Below are 15,045 nucleotides of genomic sequence, written 5' to 3' on the forward strand. Positions count from 1 at the left end.
TCTGGAGGACGTCTTGGCCATTTCCCGTTTTGCCGATCTGCTTGACGAGGCGCGGCGCCAGCCCGAGCCGCAGCGGCTGCTGTTCGTTTTCACCCGCGCCGAGCTGCCGGAAAATCCCACCGAGGCGCAGCGGCAGCGTTTCGAGCAGGGCGAGGGCGGCGTGCTGACGCCGGTGCTGTGCGTCGACAAGGTGCCCGAGGAGCTTAGCGACATGGCGGCGCTGGTGGAGGAGTCGCGGCGCACCGACATCGAGTGGGATATCGTCTTCGTGGCGGCTCTCTCGGGGCATGGCGGCCAGACGCCCGACGAGAACGAGACGGAGCGTCAGCTGCAGCGCATGGTCGAATCGCTGCAGATGGGCAACATCACCAACTTCCTGGCGTTGGACCGCCAGGGCGAGGCGGTGTCCTTCCAATGAGAAGGTGGCAGCCATAGGCAAGGGTTATCAAAACCATGGCTGCTTTCAATTTTCGCCTATCGACGAAGGTGGATAGGATAGGCGTCGTTATCTGGATCAACACTCATTCGACATGGAGCATTACTGAATGTCCCTGATCAACACCGAAGTCCAGCCGTTCAAGGCCACTGCGTTCCATAACGGCGAGTTCGTCGAAGTTTCCAACGAAGACATGAAGGGCCAGTGGTCCGTGGTGATCTTCATGCCGGCCGCGTTCACCTTCAACTGTCCGACCGAAGTCGAGGACGCCGCTGACCATTACGAAGAGTTCAAGAAGGCCGGTGCCGAAGTCTATATCGTCACCACCGACACCCACTTCTCGCACAAGGTGTGGCACGAGACCTCACCGGCAGTGGGTAAGGCCAAGTTCCCGCTGGTCGGCGACCCGACCCACCAGCTGACCCGTGCCTTCGGTGTGCACATCGAGGAAGCCGGTCTGGCCCTGCGCGGCACCTTCGTGATCGACCCGGACGGCGTGATCAAGACCCTGGAGATCCATGACAACGCCATCGCCCGCGACGTCACCGAGACCCTGCGCAAGCTGAAGGCCGCCCAGTACGTCCGCAACAACCCGAACGAAGTCTGCCCTGCCAAGTGGAAGGAAGGCGAACAGACCCTCGCGCCTTCCCTGGACCTGGTCGGCAAGATCTAAGCGATCCTGCGACCCGCGAGGCTACCCCTGACCTCGTGCGAGTCCCCGCCCGGGCAGCTCCTGCCCGGGCCCTCTTCGAAATGTGCAAGCGCTGCCTGTGCGGACTCCGCGCCGAGGCGGTCGCTTGCCATCGTTCTTGCCAGACATGAAAGGAACCCGCCGTCATGTTGGACGACAATCTGAAAAATCAGCTCAAAGCTTACCTGCAGAAGGTCACGCAGCCGTTCGAGATCGTCGCATCCCTCGATGACGGCGCGAAATCCAAGGAACTTCACGGCCTGCTGAAGGACATCGCCAGCCTCAGCGAGCGGATCACCCTGCGCCTGGATGGCGAGGATGCGCGCAAGCCCTCGTTCGCGCTCAATCGCCCCGGTGAGGAGACCGGCGTGGTCTTCGCCGGCATCCCCATGGGCCACGAGTTCACCTCGCTGGTGCTGGCGCTGCTGCAGGTCGGCGGCCACCCGCCCAAGGTCAGCGACGATACCCTGTCGCAAATCAAGGCGCTCGACGGGGAGTTCCATTTCGAGACCTACTACTCGCTGTCGTGCCAGAACTGCCCCGACGTGGTGCAGGCGCTCAACCTGATGGCCATCTTCAACCCGGGCGTGCGCCACGTCGCCATCGACGGCGCGCTGTTCCAGGATGAGGTGGAAGCGCGCCAGATCATGTCGGTGCCGAGCATCTACCTCAACGGCGAGCCCTTCGACCAGGGGCGCATGAGCCTGGAGCAGATCCTGGCCAAGGTCGACACCGGCGCTGCCCAGCGCGAGGCGGCCAAGCTCAACGAGAAGGACCCGTTCGACGTGCTGGTGGTGGGCGGCGGCCCGGCCGGTGCTGCGGCGGCCATCTACGCCGCGCGCAAGGGCATCCGCACCGGCGTGGCGGCCGAGCGCTTCGGCGGCCAGGTGCTCGATACCATGGCAATCGAGAACTTTATCTCGGTGCCCTACACCGAAGGCCCCAAGCTGGCCGCGGCGCTCGAGCAGCACGTCACGGAATATGAAGCCGACATCATGAACCTGCAGCGCGCCGTGAAGCTGATTCCGGCCGCCGACCAGGGCGGCGAGCACGAGGTGGAGTTCGAATCCGGCGCGCGCCTCAAGAGCAAGACGCTGATTCTCTCTACCGGCGCCCGCTGGCGCGAGATGAACGTGCCCGGCGAAGCCGAGTACCGCAACAAGGGCGTGGCCTACTGCCCCCACTGCGACGGCCCGCTGTTCAAGGGCAAGCGCGTGGCGGTGATCGGCGGCGGCAACTCCGGCGTCGAGGCGGCCATCGACCTGGCCGGCATCGTCGGCCACGTGACGCTGATCGAGTTCATGGACGAGATGCGCGCCGACGCCGTGCTGCAGAAGAAGCTGCGCAGCCTGTCCAACGTCGAGATCATCCTCGGCGCCCGCACCACCGAGGTGAACGGCGACGGCACCCGGGTCAACGGTTTGAGCTACGAAGAGCGGGCCAGCGGCGAGATCAAGCGGCTCGAGCTGGAAGGCATCTTCGTGCAGATCGGCCTGGTGCCCAACACCGAGTGGCTGACCGACTCTTCCATCGAGCTGTCGGAGCGTGGCGAGATTGTCACCGACGCGCGCGGCATGACTTCGGTGCCCGGTATCTTCGCCGCCGGCGACGTCACCACCGTGCCCTACAAGCAGATCATCATCGCCATGGGCGAAGGCTCGAAGGCGGCGCTGGGCGCGTTCGACTACCTTATCCGCAGCTGATACCTGGCCGGCGTTGCCCGGCCTGGTACCGACGCCCCGGCAGGCTTCCTGCCGGGGCGTCGGCGTGTGGGTCGTCGGGCAGCCTGCACCATGCCGGGGAAGGGTAGCGCGCACTGCACTCCGGCGGGGCATGGGGCTTGGCACGCCCGCTGAGCGTTTTGCTCAATTCTTCGCGTTTCGGCAAGATTTCTTATCGAATTACGTTGAAAAAGTGTGTGGCACTGCCACCTCGCCCTAGTGGAACGAACTTTGCTAGTGTCTGGACGTACGCAGGAAAAGCGGCACGGACTCCTGCATGACCCCACAAGTCACAATAAACACTCGTCAACGAGGGAAAACCTGATGCTGAAGAAGAACAATGTTGTCCTGCTGGCTGCTACCGGTGCGCTGTTGCTGGGCGCCGCCACGACCGCCCAGGCCTCTACGCTCGACGAAACCCGCAATCGCGGCGCGGTGCAGTGCGGTGTCAGCGACGGCCTGCCGGGCTTCTCCGCGCCCGATGATCAGGGCGAATGGCAGGAGCTGGACGTCGACGTCTGCCGTGCCGTGGCCGCAGCGGTATTCGGCGATGCCGAGGCCGTACGCTACATCTCGTTGAACGCGGTAGAGCGCTTCACCGCGCTGCAGTCCGGCGAGGTCGACGTGCTGTCGCGCAATACCACCTGGACCACCACGCGTGACACCACCCTGGGCCTGAACTTCACCGGCGTGACCTTCTACGACGGCATCGGCTTCATGATCAACCGCGATCTCGGCGTCTCCAGCGCCAAGGATCTCGACGGTGCGGCGATCTGCGTACAGTCCGGCACCACCACCGAACTCAACGTGGCCGACTACTTCCGCGCCAACGGCATGACGTTCGACCCCATCGTCTTCGACACCTCCGAGCAGACCGTGGGCGGCTACGAGGCCGGTCGCTGCGACGTGCTGACCTCCGATACCTCCCAGCTGGCGGCGCTGCGCATTCAGCTCTCCGATCCGGATCAGTCCGTGATCCTGCCGGAAGTCATCTCCAAGGAGCCGCTGGGCCCGGTGGTACGCCAGGGCGACGACCAGTGGTTCAACATCGTCAAGTGGTCGCTGTTCGCCATGCTCAACGCCGAGGAGATGGGCATCACCCAGGACAACGTCGACGAGATGCTCGAGTCTGATGACCCGGACATCGCCCGCCTGCTGGGACGTGACGGCAACTACGGCGAAGGTATGGGCCTCTCCGCCGACTGGGCCTACAACATCATCAGCCAGGTCGGTAACTACGGCGAGAGCTTCGAGCGCAACGTCGGCATGGGGTCGCCGCTTGAAATCGAACGCGGCATCAACGCCCTGTGGACCGAAGGCGGCATTCAGTACGCTCCGCCGATCCGCTGAGCCTACCGCCAGGGCGCCACGTCGGCGCCCTGAACCGTTAGTGCCCCGGCCCGGCAACCCCGGGCCGGGTGCCTGATCACCTGCTTGACGGATCCAGGCGGAGAGCTTGTCCATGTCCGTTCGACCCAAGGCCCACTCCATCGGCCCCAAGCCGCCGTTCTGGCGTGATCGTGCCAAACGTGCGCTGATTTTCCAGGTGTTGCTGATCCTCGCGGTGGCCGCCTTCCTGGTGTACATCATCGGCAACACCCAGGCCAACCTGGCCGCCCGAGGCATCACCACCGGCTTCGGCTTCTTGAACAATACTGCTGGCTTCGGCATCGTCCAGAGCCTGATCGACTACTCGTCGCAGAGCACCTACGGGCGTACCTTCGTGGTGGGCCTGCTCAACACGCTGCTTGTCTCCGCTCTCGGCGTGGTGGCCGCCACCGTTATCGGCTTCACCGTGGGCATCGCCCGGCTCTCGCCCAACTGGCTGATCGCCCGGCTGGCCAGCGGCTACATCGAGATCTTCCGCAACATACCGCTGCTGCTGCAGATCTTCTTCTGGTACTTCGCCGTGCTGCGCACCCTGCCATCGGCACGCGACAGCTACTCGCTGGGCGAGGTGATCTTCCTCAACGTGCGCGGGCTCTACCTGCCCGAGCCGCTATTCGAGTCGGGTTTCGGCATGATCCCGCTGGCCTTGGGGGTGGCCGTGGTCGCCAGCATCGTGCTGACGATCTGGAACAAGCGGCGCCATGAAGCCACCGGCAAGCGGCTGCCGGCCGGCTGGATCTCGCTGGGCCTGATCCTGGGCCTGCCGCTGCTGGTGCTGCTGGCCACCGGGGTGCCGATCACCTGGGACGTGCCGGAGCTGCGTGGCTTCAACTTCCGCGGCGGGATCACCGTCATCCCCGAGTTCCTGGCGCTATGGCTGGCGCTGTCGATTTACACGGCGTCGTTCATCGCCGAGATCGTGCGCTCAGGTATCCAGGCCATTCCCCACGGGCAGACCGAGGCGGCCCAGGCGCTGAGCCTGCCCCAAGGTCTGGTACTGCGGCTGGTGGTGATTCCCCAGGCGCTGCGCGTGATCATCCCGCCGCTGACCAGCCAGTACCTCAACCTGATCAAGAACTCCTCGCTGGCCACGGCCATCGGCTATCCCGACCTGGTCTCGGTGTTCGCCGGCACCACGCTCAACCAGACCGGGCAGGCGATCGAGGTGATCGCCATGACCATGGCGGTCTACCTGACCATCAGCCTGCTGGTGTCGATGTTCATGAACTGGTTCAACGCCCGCGTGGCGCTGGTGGAACGCTAGGAGAAGCGCCATGACAATCCAACCCAAGATGATCGAGGCGCGCCCGGCACCGAAGAACACGGTGGGGCCGCTGGCCTGGCTGCGGGCCAACCTGTTCAGCGGGCCGATCAACACGATCTTCACCCTGCTGGGGCTCTACCTGCTGTATGTGCTGCTGACCCCGACGATCCAGTGGGCCTTCATCAACGCCGACTGGGTGGGCACCAGCCGCGACGACTGCTCGCGGGAGGGGCCTGCTGGGTGTTCGTCAACGCCCGCCTGACCCAGTTCATCTACGGACTCTACCCGCGCACCGAGCTGTGGCGCGTCGACACCGTATTCGCGTCCTTCGCGGTGCTGATCGCCTGGCTGGCCATCCCCCGGCTGCCCTTCAAGCGCTGGGTGGCCATCGCCACGCTGCTGGTGTTCCCGGTGTTCGCCTACGTCATGCTCTACGGCGGCTATTTCGGCCTGCGGGTGGTGGAAACTCACCGCTGGGGCGGGCTGATGCTGACCCTGATCCTGGCGGTGGTGGGCATGGTGGCGGCACTGCCGCTGGGTATCCTGCTGGCCCTGGGGAGGCGCTCGCAGATGCCCATCGTCAAGAGCTTCTGCGTGGTGTTCATCGAGTTCTGGCGCGGCGTACCGCTGATCACGATCCTGTTCATGGCCTCGGTAATGCTGCCGCTGTTCCTGCCGACCGGGGTGAGCGTCGACCGCCTGGTGCGGGCGCTGATCGGCATCACGCTGTTCCAGAGCGCCTACATGGCCGAGGTCATACGCGGTGGCCTGCAGGCGATCCCGAAGGGCCAGGAGGAGGCCGCCGCGGCACTCGGCATGAGCTACTGGATGCGTATGGGGCTGATCGTGATGCCCCAGGCCCTGAAGATGATGATCCCCGGCATCGTCAACACCTTCATCTCGCTGTTCAAGGACACCACCCTGGTGATGATCATCGGGCTGTTCGACCTGCTGGGCATCGTGCAGGCTGCGCTGTCGGATTCGCGCTGGCTCGGGTTCGCCCTGGAAGGCTATGTCTTCGCCGCGTTCATGTTCTGGATCTTTTGCTTCAGCATGTCGCGCTATAGCCAGTATCTGGAGAAGAAACTGAATACCGGCCACAAGCGGTAGCCAGCGGCGCCAACCGAATCGAGGAAAGACGACAATGAATGACCAGGCAACCCAAGCCAAGGCCGGCACCGAGACCCTGATGGTCGAGATGCGCGGCGTCAACAAGTGGTACGGTGAGTTCCACGTGCTGCGCGACATCGACCTGGAAGTGCGGCGCGGCGAGCGGATCGTGATCTGCGGCCCGTCGGGCTCCGGCAAGTCGACGCTGATCCGCTGCATCAACCATCTCGAGGAGCATCAACAGGGGCAGATCGTGGTCGGCGGCATACCGCTGACCCAGGACGTCAAGCGCATCGAGCAGATCCGCCGCAGCGTGGGCATGGTGTTCCAGCACTTCAACCTTTTCCCGCACCTGACGGTGTTGGAAAACTGCTGCCTGGCGCCGATGTGGGTGCAGAAGAAGCCGCGCCGCGAGGCCGAGGCCCAGGCCATGAAGTACCTGGAGCGGGTGCGCATCGCCGAACAGGCGCGCAAGTATCCGGGGCAGCTCTCCGGCGGCCAGCAGCAGCGGGTGGCCATTGCCCGCTCGCTGTGCATGCATCCTGAGGTGATGCTGTTCGACGAGCCGACCTCGGCGCTGGACCCCGAGATGATCAAGGAGGTGCTCGACGTCATGATCGAGCTGGCCCGCGAGGGGATGACCATGCTCTGCGTGACCCACGAGATGGGCTTCGCCAAGACCGTGGCCGACCGGGTGATCTTCATGGACCAGGGCCAGATCATCGAGGAGAACGCGCCGGAACCCTTCTTCAACAACCCACAGTCCGAGCGCACCCAGCTCTTCCTGAGCCAGATCCTCGGTCATTGAGCGATGCCGTCAGCGCCCGCCTCCTCGCGTTAGCGAAGCGGCGGGCAGCGGGGGATGGTCGGGAGACGGGTGAGGGCGCTGCGCGTTCAAGCCGAACTGTTTTGAGGGCGCAGCGGCTTTGCCGGGCGCATGACTCGCGCCTTGCCCAGCACGCTGGGTTCCGTTTCCACTTCGCGCGCTGTGCTGGTCCAGGCGTCCTCTTCACTGTGAACGGCGGGGCGCCGTTCGAAGGAGCGCGTGATCATCTCTTCAGGTGTGAAGCCCGCGCGTTGCTCGGGGCGTTCTCGGGGAGAAAGGCAGAACTCGACAAGTGCGTAGAGGCACATGGCCAGCGCCAGCCAAACGGCCAACGACAAGGCGGCGCTTGGCCAGGCGGTGGCCCAGCCGCTGCCGCCCAGCCAGGGCGACCGGGGAAGCCCCCAGGAAGCGGCAGCCGCCAGCAGGCCGAGCTGTAACGCCAGATGAACGGCCCGTCGTACGCCGGGTGAACGCTGGGACATCAGGAATCGTGGCATCGTCAATCCTCCCTGAACACAGCAGAAGCTGGAATGCGCTTGCCTCCATGGCAAAAGTGTTCGTCAGTACCTGCTGAATAGTAACGTATTTTCATTCGCTGCACAGTGCCTATCGCTGCCAGGCGCCTGACGAGATTCCTGCCGTGCTGAGCGGTTACAGCGCGGTGATGCTTGCCGGCAACAGCGGTTCACGGGCACGATGCTGGGTCAGCAGCCGGCCCTCCAGGGCGGTCAGCAGTATCTGCAGGGGTCGCCGTGACTCACCAGCAGGATGGTCTCGCCATGCAGCGCGTTTTCCAGCGAAGCGATGACTCCCTGCATGCGGGCCGCCACGCTGGCGACGCTCTCCACGCCATAGGCGCCGTGTTCGGCGCTGTCGGCGTCATGGGCCCAGACGCGTGGATAGTTGTCGTCGGCCTGGCCCTCTAGTTCACCGAAGTGGCGTTCGCGTAACCTGGGCTCGGGCTGCAAGGCGAGCTGGAAGCCCTCGGCGATGCGTGCTGCGGTCTCGGTGGTGCGCAGGAAATCGGAGTGGAGGATGCGGGTGGGCGTGGGCCAGCGCCAGTTGTCGAGCAGGGCGTCGAGCTGCTCGTGACCCAGGGCGAAAGCCCGAAGCCCGCCAAGCCGTTGGCCGGCGTGCTGATGATGAGGTGCCGGGCATTGGCCTCGCTGTGGCCGTGCCGCATCAGCAGATAGCGATTGTGGTACACCGGGGCGGTGTGAATGGGGTTTGACATGCTCTCGCCCTACTACCTAGAGTGAGCTTTAGTTTCGTTTGTGAGCATCGATACGACAAGGAGTTCGTATTCGATCGTTTCTACAGCGTTCTCGATAGATGGCCGCCTGTCCTGGGCCCAGCAATACCCTATAAAACAACAACGTAAGTGAGAGACGCCATGACCGTGCACACCTGCTCCTCCGCTTTCCGCCCGTGCTCCAAAAACCCGCTTTCCACCCTGGCCTTTGCTACCCTGCTGCCGCTGGCCCTGGCGTTGCCTGCGCTGGCCCAGGCCGACTGCCCGCGGGGGACCTGGATACGCTCTACTGCGACGAGGATGGCGACATGGTCGCCGACCGCCCTGCCGACGAGTCCCAGTGGGCCAACCCCAGCACCCTGATCTTCGCCTATACCCCGGTCGAGGATCCGGCGATCTACTCCGATATCTGGCAGCCGTTCATCGACCACCTTGAAGAGGTGACCGGCCGCAACGTGCGCTTCTTTGCCGTGCAGTCCAACTCGGCCCAGGTCGAGGCCATGCGCAGCGGCAGGCTGCACATTGCGGGTTTCTCCACCGGGCCGACGCCGTTCGCCGTCAACCTGGCGGGCGCCGTGCCGTTTGCGCTGATGGGCTCCGACGACGGCCAGTTCGGTTACACCCTGCAGGTCTTCACCCACGTCGACTCCGACATTGAAGAGATGGACGACCTGCGCGGCAAGCGCGTCGCCCACACCTCGCCCACCTCCAATTCGGGCAACCTGGCGCCGCGGGCGCTGTTCCCGGAGCTTGGCATCGTGCCCGATGAAGACTACGAGGTGGTCTACTCCGGCAGCCATGACCAGTCGATGCTGGGCGTGGTGGCACGCGACTACGACGCTGCGCCGGTGGCCTCCGAGGTGGTTGAGCGCATGGCTGCCCGCGGCCTCTACGACGAGGAGGAGGTGCGCTTGATCTATGAGTCGGACCGCTTCCCCACGACCTCCTACAACTATGCCCACAACCTGCATCCGGATCTGGTCGAGAAGATCGAGGAGGCCTTCTTCAGCTTCGACTTTGCGGGCACGGCGCTGGGCGAGGAGTTCGAGGGCGTCGAGAAGTTCATTCCCATCAACTACCAGGAACACTGGGAAGTCATCCGCACCATCCAGGCCGCCAACAACGTGCGCTACACCCGCGAGGACCTGGAGCAGGAATAACCTGGCGAATCCGCCGGCGCCCCGGCCACGCCGGGGCGCTCCTGTCTCGTGCTGAGTGAGGTGGAGGGATGCTCGAAATTTCGAAGCTGGTCAAGCGCTACGGCCGGGATGAGCCGGTGCTGAAGGAGCTGAACCTGGTGGTGGAAGGCAGCAGCGTGGTCTCCATCGTCGGTGCCTCGGGGGCCGGCAAGAGCACCATGCTGCGCTGTATCAACCGCCTGGTGGAGCCGACCTCGGGCTCGATCAAGCTCAATGGCATCGAACTGGTCAACCTGAAAGGGCGCGAGTTGCGCCGCGCCCGGCGCAAGATCGGCATGGTCTTCCAGGGCTTCAACCTGATCGACCGGCTGACGGTGATGGAAAACGTGCTGGCCGGAAGGCTCGGCTACGTCAACCTGTACCAGGCGATCACCCGGCGCTATCCGCAGGCCGACATCGAGCGCGCCTTCTCCCTGATGGAGCGGGTGGGCATTGCCCACTATGCCAACAAGCGTGCCGATGCGCTCTCTGGCGGCGAGCGCCAGCGCGTCGGCGTGGTGCGAGCGCTGATGCAGGAGCCGGAGATCCTGCTCGCCGACGAGCCCACGGCGTCGCTCGATCCGCGCACTTCCGAGCAGATCATGAAGCTGCTGCAGAGCCTGGCCAGCGAGCTGTCGCTGCCGGTGTTGATTAATATCCACAACGTGGCCCAGGCCAAGACCTACACCGAGCGCATTGTCGGGCTGCGCCACGGCCGGATGATCTTCGACGGGACGCCGGCGGAATTCGACAAGCAGGCGCTCGACGCCATCTATGGCGGTATCGAGGCGGCTGACGACGAGATCGGCGTGGAGCCGGGGCGGGAAGCGCGTGGGGTAGCCCATGACTCGACCTGACACTCACGGCAGCGTTCCGGTGCCCCGGACCTGGCGCAAGCCGCCCTTCATTGCCAACCCGGTGCTGCGCTACGGGCTGTGGATCCTGGTCATCGCCTATCTGGTGTGGGCCTTCGGCTCGCTGCCGTTCAACTGGGCGCGCATCAGCGAGGGCCTGCCGCGCGCCGCACGTATCTTCGGCGGTGGCTTTCCGCCCAGCTTCGAGCGCTGGGGGCTGCTCTTCACCGGTTTCAAGGAGAGCTTCCAGATCGCCATCCTGGCCACCCTGCTGGGAGTGGCGCTGTCGATCCCCTTCGCCGTGATGGCGGCCAAGAACGTCGCGCCCAAGCCCATCTATCTGCTCGGGCGGGCGGTGATCATCGTCTCGCGCAGCTTCCACCCAGTGATTGTCGCCATCCTGTTCGTCGCGGCGGTGGGCTTCGGCCCGCTGGCCGGCATCCTCACCCTGACGCTCTATTCGATCGGCTTCGTCGGCAAGCTGCTGGCGGAGGAGATCGAGGAGATCGACTGGGGGCAGGTCGAGGCGATGAAGGCGGCCGGGGCCGGCTACCTGGCCACGCTGTTCTACGCCGTCTTTCCGCAGATCCTGCCGCGCCAGGTAGGGCTCTCGATGTACCAGCTCGACAGCAACCTGCGCGCCTCGGCGGTGGTGGGCATCGTGGGCGCCGGCGGCATCGGCGGCACGCTGATGAACGCCTTCGGCCGCTACGACTACGATTTCGCCTTCGCCATCCTGTTGATCATCATCGCGGTGATCCTGATCAGCGAAGGCATCAGCGGCTGGGTGAGGAAGAAGATATGGTAGACCAAGCCAGCCTGATCGCCGGCCGCGTCTGGCAGCGCTACGACCGCAAGCAGCGCCTGATCCGCTTCGCCGTGCTGCTGTTCAGCGTGATGGTGGTGTACTGGGCGGTCAGCGACATCGATATCTTCTGGCCCTGGGTGTGGGATGCGCCCAACCAGATCTCGAGCCTGGGCGCACGCATGTGGCCCCCGACCCCACTGGGCTGGCGCGTATCACCAATGCGCTGATCGAGACGGTGCACATCGCGACGCTCGCCACGCTGCTGACGATCTTCATCGCCCTGCCGGTTTCCTACATCGCCGCGCAGAACACCACCCCCAACCGCGCCTGCCTGTGGCTGGGGCGCTTCATCCTGGTCGCCAGCCGCTCGGTCAATACCATCATTTGGGCGCTGCTGTTCGTGGCGATCTTCGGTCCCGGCGTGCTGGCCGGGATACTTGCCATCATGTTCCGCTCCATCGGTTTCATCGGCAAGCTGATGGGCGAGGCGATCGAGGAGATCGACCGCCGCCCGGTGGAAGCCATGGAGGCCACCGGTGCCTCCAAGGCCAAGGTGATCGCCTACGCTATCGTGCCTCAGGTGATGCCGGCCTTCTTCGCCATCGTCATCCTGCGCTGGGACATCAACATCCGCGAGTCGACGGTGCTCGGCCTGGTCGGCGCCGGCGGCATCGGGGTGATCCTGCAAGGGGCGATTGACACCTTCGCCTGGCCTACCGTGGCCACCATCCTGATCGCCATCGTTGTGCTGGTGCTGATCGGCGAGGCGCTCACCAGCCTGCTGCGCAGCAAGGTGCTCTAGTCGGTTGACCCTGAAGGGTCTGATTGCCATGTTGAAGGCAGAAAGCCTGCAACCGGATGGCGGGCTTTTGCTTCAACCGACCCCAGAAAGCGACACTAAGGAGAGGCTATGACAACCTATATCGTGGTGGCCGATGCGGCGCGGGCGCGGATCTTCACCCGGGATGCGCTCAAGCTGGAGGAGAAGGAGAGCCTGATTCACGCCGAAGGGCGCCTGCACGAGGGAGATCTGGTCACCGGCGAGACGGGGGCGGTCGACGAATCGACTTCGCACACGCGGCGTGCGAGTCGGGGCGACAGCGTCGCACTGGACCGCGAGGCGGAGATTTTCGCCAAGCAGATCGCCGAACGCATCTACAAGGCCCGGGTCGACAACCGCATGGACAAGCTCATTCTGGTCGCGGCGCCCCGCTTCCTGGGCGTACTGCGCGACAAGATCGACGGGCCGACCAGCAAGCTGATCATCCATACCCTGGACAAGGACCTGTCAAAGGCGCCGGTGGATACTATCCAGGAGGCGATCAGCGACATGCGCTGAGACGCCGTCTCAAGCGCCAGGCGCTCTTGCCGATAAACCAGGCAAGCAAGCGGAACTCTTTTCGCTGCCATGCCCCCATCAGCGAGAGCGCCTCATGTCCCTTACCTCGATCCGCCAGTTCGTCATCCTGCTGGCCGGACCCTGCCTGCTGGCGGTGGTCGTCACTCTGGTTGCCTACGGCCTTTTCTCTTCGGCGCGGACCCAGCAGGCCGTTGAGACTCATACCCACGACTTGGCGGAGCGCGCCATCGACGAGCGCCTGGCGGTGCTGGCGGATGCTGAAGCCGGGCGTATCCGCAATGAGCTCGAACATGCGCTGGCCCTGGCGACCCAGCTGGCCCATACCAATGCGCTGATGGGCCGGCAGGATGCCAGCGGCCGCAGCGCGCTCAGCCTGAGTCGGCGCGAACTCTCCAACCTGGTGCGTGACATGGTAGTACAGCACCCCTCGCTGCTGGATGCCTACATCGGCTGGGAGCCCGATGCCTTCGGCCAAGACGCCCTGTATGCCGATCTCGGCGAGGCCGACGGGTACGACGGTACGGGGCGCTTCATGCCCTGGTGGTATCGCACCGAGGCGGGCAGCGTCGAAGTGCTGCCGCTGGGCGATGACATGGAAAGCACGGCGCTGATCGGCAGCGGCGTGCGCCAAGGCGAGTACTACCTGTGTCCGCGCGAGACGCTCGCGCCCTGCGTCATCGACCCCGCGCCCTACGACTTCGGCGGCGAGACCTTGATGGTGACCTCGTTCAACGTGCCGATCCTGGTCGAGGGTGCGTTTCGCGGCGTGGCTGGGGTCGACCTTGCCGTCGGCTTCATCCAGGAACTGCTGCTGCAGGCCAACGCCGCCCTCTACGACGGCGCGGGCGAGATGGCCCTGGTGGCGGGTGGCGGCGGCCTGGTCGCGCACACCGCCGATGCCGAGCGGCTCGGTACCGCGGCGGGCGAGGCCTTCGGCAGTGAGGTGCTGCAGGCCATCGAGCGGGCACGCCGCGAGGGCAGCAGCGTGAGCCTGACCCGGGACGGCATGCTGGAGCGCTACCAGCCGTTCACCATTGGTGCCAGCGAGCAGCCCTGGACGCTGATAATCCGGCTGCCTGAAGCGGCAGTGATGGCAGAGCTCACGGCGCTGCAGACAATGATGAACGAGCAGCGCCGGGCCGATACCCTAGGCATGACCCTGGTCGGCCTGCTGTTGACGGCGTTGGGGCTCGCCGCCCTGTGGTGGGTCGGCACCCGCGTGTCGCGCCCGCTGCGGCTGTTGGCCGACCGCATGCGTGACATCGCCTCCGGCGACGGTGACCTGACCCAGCGCCTGCCGGTACGTGGGCGCGACGAGAGCGCCGAGCTTGCCATCCAGTTCAATGCCTTCGTCGACAAGATCCACGACGTGCTGCTCGACGTGCGCGCCAGCAGCGAATCGGTACGTATAGCGGCCAGCGAGATCGCCAGCGGCGGCGAGGACCTGTCGCGGCGCACCGAGCAGTCGGCCGCCAGCCTGCAGCAGACCTCCGCCTCCATGGAGCAGATCTCGGCCACCGTGGAGCACACCTCGGCCTCCTCGCGGGAGGCCAATGGCCTGTCGAAGTCGGCCGCCGAGGTCGCCCAGCGCTCCGGCGACACGGTCGGCCAGGTGGTGGCGACCATGGATGAAATCAGTCGCTCCTCAGAGAAGATCGGTGAGATCGTCAAGGTCATCGACGGCATCGCCTTCCAGACCAACCTGCTGGCGCTCAACGCCTCCGTCGAGGCGGCGCGGGCCGGCGAGCACGGCCGCGGCTTTGCCGTGGTCGCCGGCGAGGTGCGCCAGCTGGCCACCCGCAGCGCCGAGGCCTCGCGCGATATACGCAGCCTGATCGATGCCTCGACCCAGCGGGTCGCGGCTGGTGCCGAACTGGTGAGCCGGGCAGGCGCCAGCATGGAGGAGCTGGTGGTCAGCGTGAACCGAGTGGCCAGCATGCTCGGCGAGATCAGCATGGCCGCGGGCGAGCAGAGCGACGGCATCGGCCAGGTCAGCGTGGCGGTGGCCGACCTCGACCGCACCATCCAGCAGAATGCTGCGCTGGTCGAGGAGTCGACCACCGCCGCCGAGCAGCTCAGCGAGCAGGCCGACCGCCTGGCCCGGGTCGTCGGCGGCTTCCGCCTGCGCGATCGCTGACGTGAGCCGGCCCTGGAGA

The 15,045-nt window shown here is 65.2% G+C and carries 12 protein-coding genes and 3 pseudogenes; 13 read left to right on the plus strand and 2 right to left on the minus strand.

Going from position 1 to position 15,045, the window contains the following annotated elements; translation table 11 throughout:
- The first annotated feature begins 13 nt into the window (after positions 1–13).
- The 7 genes and pseudogenes from ACUDAL_RS16915 (at position 14) to ACUDAL_RS16945 (ending at position 7,419) form a co-directional block, all read left to right on the plus strand.
- Positions 14–418 carry a ribonucleotide reductase subunit alpha gene (locus ACUDAL_RS16915; RefSeq protein ID WP_444678948.1) on the plus strand — a complete coding sequence of 135 codons (405 nt, stop codon included), beginning with the start codon at positions 14–16 and terminating at the stop codon, positions 416–418.
- A gap of 127 nt (positions 419–545) precedes the next feature.
- Positions 546–1,109, plus strand: coding sequence for an alkyl hydroperoxide reductase subunit C (gene ahpC, locus ACUDAL_RS16920; RefSeq protein ID WP_444678949.1), 564 nt, complete (start codon positions 546–548; stop codon positions 1,107–1,109).
- A gap of 164 nt (positions 1,110–1,273) precedes the next feature.
- Positions 1,274–2,830: an alkyl hydroperoxide reductase subunit F gene (gene ahpF, locus ACUDAL_RS16925; RefSeq protein WP_444678950.1), complete on the plus strand. Its 1,557-nt coding sequence runs from the start codon at positions 1,274–1,276 to the stop codon at positions 2,828–2,830.
- A 342-nt stretch (positions 2,831–3,172) separates the two neighbouring features.
- The gene (locus ACUDAL_RS16930; protein ID WP_444678951.1) at positions 3,173–4,198 is read left to right on the plus strand and encodes an amino acid ABC transporter substrate-binding protein; all 1,026 of its coding nucleotides are present in this window, start codon (positions 3,173–3,175) and stop codon (positions 4,196–4,198) included.
- A 112-nt stretch (positions 4,199–4,310) separates the two neighbouring features.
- Positions 4,311–5,501 carry an amino acid ABC transporter permease gene (locus tag ACUDAL_RS16935; protein WP_444678952.1) on the plus strand — a complete coding sequence of 397 codons (1,191 nt, stop codon included), beginning with the start codon at positions 4,311–4,313 and terminating at the stop codon, positions 5,499–5,501.
- 10 nt (positions 5,502–5,511) lie between these two features.
- Positions 5,512–6,611: pseudogene (locus ACUDAL_RS16940) on the plus strand (amino acid ABC transporter permease).
- 79 nt (positions 6,612–6,690) lie between these two features.
- A complete protein-coding gene (locus tag ACUDAL_RS16945) occupies positions 6,691–7,419 on the plus strand; it encodes an amino acid ABC transporter ATP-binding protein (RefSeq protein WP_444679421.1) in 729 nt (242 codons plus the stop codon).
- Between the two features lie 86 nt (positions 7,420–7,505).
- Here ACUDAL_RS16945 and ACUDAL_RS16950 read toward each other — a convergent pair whose 3' ends face one another.
- Both ACUDAL_RS16950 and ACUDAL_RS16955 read right to left on the minus strand, forming a co-directional pair.
- Entirely contained in the window at positions 7,506–7,934 is a 429-nt protein-coding gene (locus tag ACUDAL_RS16950) for a hypothetical protein (RefSeq protein ID WP_444678953.1), read from the minus strand.
- Positions 7,935–8,165: 231 nt separating this feature from the next.
- Complete coding sequence (locus ACUDAL_RS16955; protein ID WP_444679422.1) at positions 8,166–8,534, minus strand: histidine phosphatase family protein; 369 nt, start codon at positions 8,532–8,534, stop codon at positions 8,166–8,168.
- A gap of 296 nt (positions 8,535–8,830) precedes the next feature.
- On the opposite strand from ACUDAL_RS16955, the pseudogene phnD reads away from it, so the two are divergent.
- From phnD to ACUDAL_RS16985, 6 genes and pseudogenes are all read left to right on the plus strand, one after another.
- Positions 8,831–9,849, plus strand: a pseudogene (phnD, locus tag ACUDAL_RS16960) (phosphate/phosphite/phosphonate ABC transporter substrate-binding protein).
- A 68-nt stretch (positions 9,850–9,917) separates the two neighbouring features.
- Positions 9,918–10,724 (plus strand): phosphonate ABC transporter ATP-binding protein, encoded by an 807-nt coding sequence (phnC, locus tag ACUDAL_RS16965; RefSeq protein WP_444678954.1) that lies wholly within the window; start codon positions 9,918–9,920, stop codon positions 10,722–10,724.
- Positions 10,711–11,529 (plus strand): phosphonate ABC transporter, permease protein PhnE, encoded by an 819-nt coding sequence (gene phnE, locus ACUDAL_RS16970; RefSeq protein ID WP_444678955.1) that lies wholly within the window; start codon positions 10,711–10,713, stop codon positions 11,527–11,529. Before phnC ends, phnE (ACUDAL_RS16970) begins: the two co-directional genes overlap by 14 nt.
- Positions 11,523–12,331: pseudogene (gene phnE, locus ACUDAL_RS16975) on the plus strand (phosphonate ABC transporter, permease protein PhnE). The gene phnE (ACUDAL_RS16970) and the pseudogene phnE (ACUDAL_RS16975) overlap by 7 nt, the downstream one beginning before the upstream one ends.
- A 108-nt stretch (positions 12,332–12,439) precedes the next feature.
- Complete coding sequence (locus ACUDAL_RS16980; protein ID WP_444678956.1) at positions 12,440–12,868, plus strand: host attachment protein; 429 nt, start codon at positions 12,440–12,442, stop codon at positions 12,866–12,868.
- Positions 12,869–12,962: 94 nt separating this feature from the next.
- Positions 12,963–15,026, plus strand: a complete 2,064-nt coding sequence (locus ACUDAL_RS16985) for a methyl-accepting chemotaxis protein (RefSeq protein ID WP_444678957.1) — start codon at positions 12,963–12,965, stop codon at positions 15,024–15,026.
- The last annotated feature ends 19 nt before the right edge of the window (positions 15,027–15,045 follow it).

Origin of the sequence: Halomonas sp. E19 (assembly GCF_052439355.1) — a bacterium.
Taxonomy (GTDB): domain Bacteria; phylum Pseudomonadota; class Gammaproteobacteria; order Pseudomonadales; family Halomonadaceae; genus Halomonas.

What these genes read in the sequence shown, in the direction of transcription:
- ahpC (WP_444678949.1), top strand. Translation starts at nt 546, where the DNA reads ATGTCCCTGATCAACACCGAAGTCCAGCCGTTCAAGGCCACTGCGTTC.
- ahpF (WP_444678950.1), top strand. Translation starts at nt 1,274, where the DNA reads ATGTTGGACGACAATCTGAAAAATCAGCTCAAAGCTTACCTGCAGAAG.
- ACUDAL_RS16930 (WP_444678951.1), top strand. Translation starts at nt 3,173, where the DNA reads ATGCTGAAGAAGAACAATGTTGTCCTGCTGGCTGCTACCGGTGCGCTG.
- ACUDAL_RS16935 (WP_444678952.1), top strand. Translation starts at nt 4,311, where the DNA reads ATGTCCGTTCGACCCAAGGCCCACTCCATCGGCCCCAAGCCGCCGTTC.
- ACUDAL_RS16945 (WP_444679421.1), top strand. Translation starts at nt 6,691, where the DNA reads ATGGTCGAGATGCGCGGCGTCAACAAGTGGTACGGTGAGTTCCACGTG.
- ACUDAL_RS16950 (WP_444678953.1), bottom strand. Translation starts at nt 7,934, where the DNA reads ATGCCACGATTCCTGATGTCCCAGCGTTCACCCGGCGTACGACGGGCC.
- phnC (WP_444678954.1), top strand. Translation starts at nt 9,918, where the DNA reads ATGCTCGAAATTTCGAAGCTGGTCAAGCGCTACGGCCGGGATGAGCCG.
- phnE (WP_444678955.1), top strand. Translation starts at nt 10,711, where the DNA reads ATGACTCGACCTGACACTCACGGCAGCGTTCCGGTGCCCCGGACCTGG.
- ACUDAL_RS16980 (WP_444678956.1), top strand. Translation starts at nt 12,440, where the DNA reads ATGACAACCTATATCGTGGTGGCCGATGCGGCGCGGGCGCGGATCTTC.
- ACUDAL_RS16985 (WP_444678957.1), top strand. Translation starts at nt 12,963, where the DNA reads ATGTCCCTTACCTCGATCCGCCAGTTCGTCATCCTGCTGGCCGGACCC.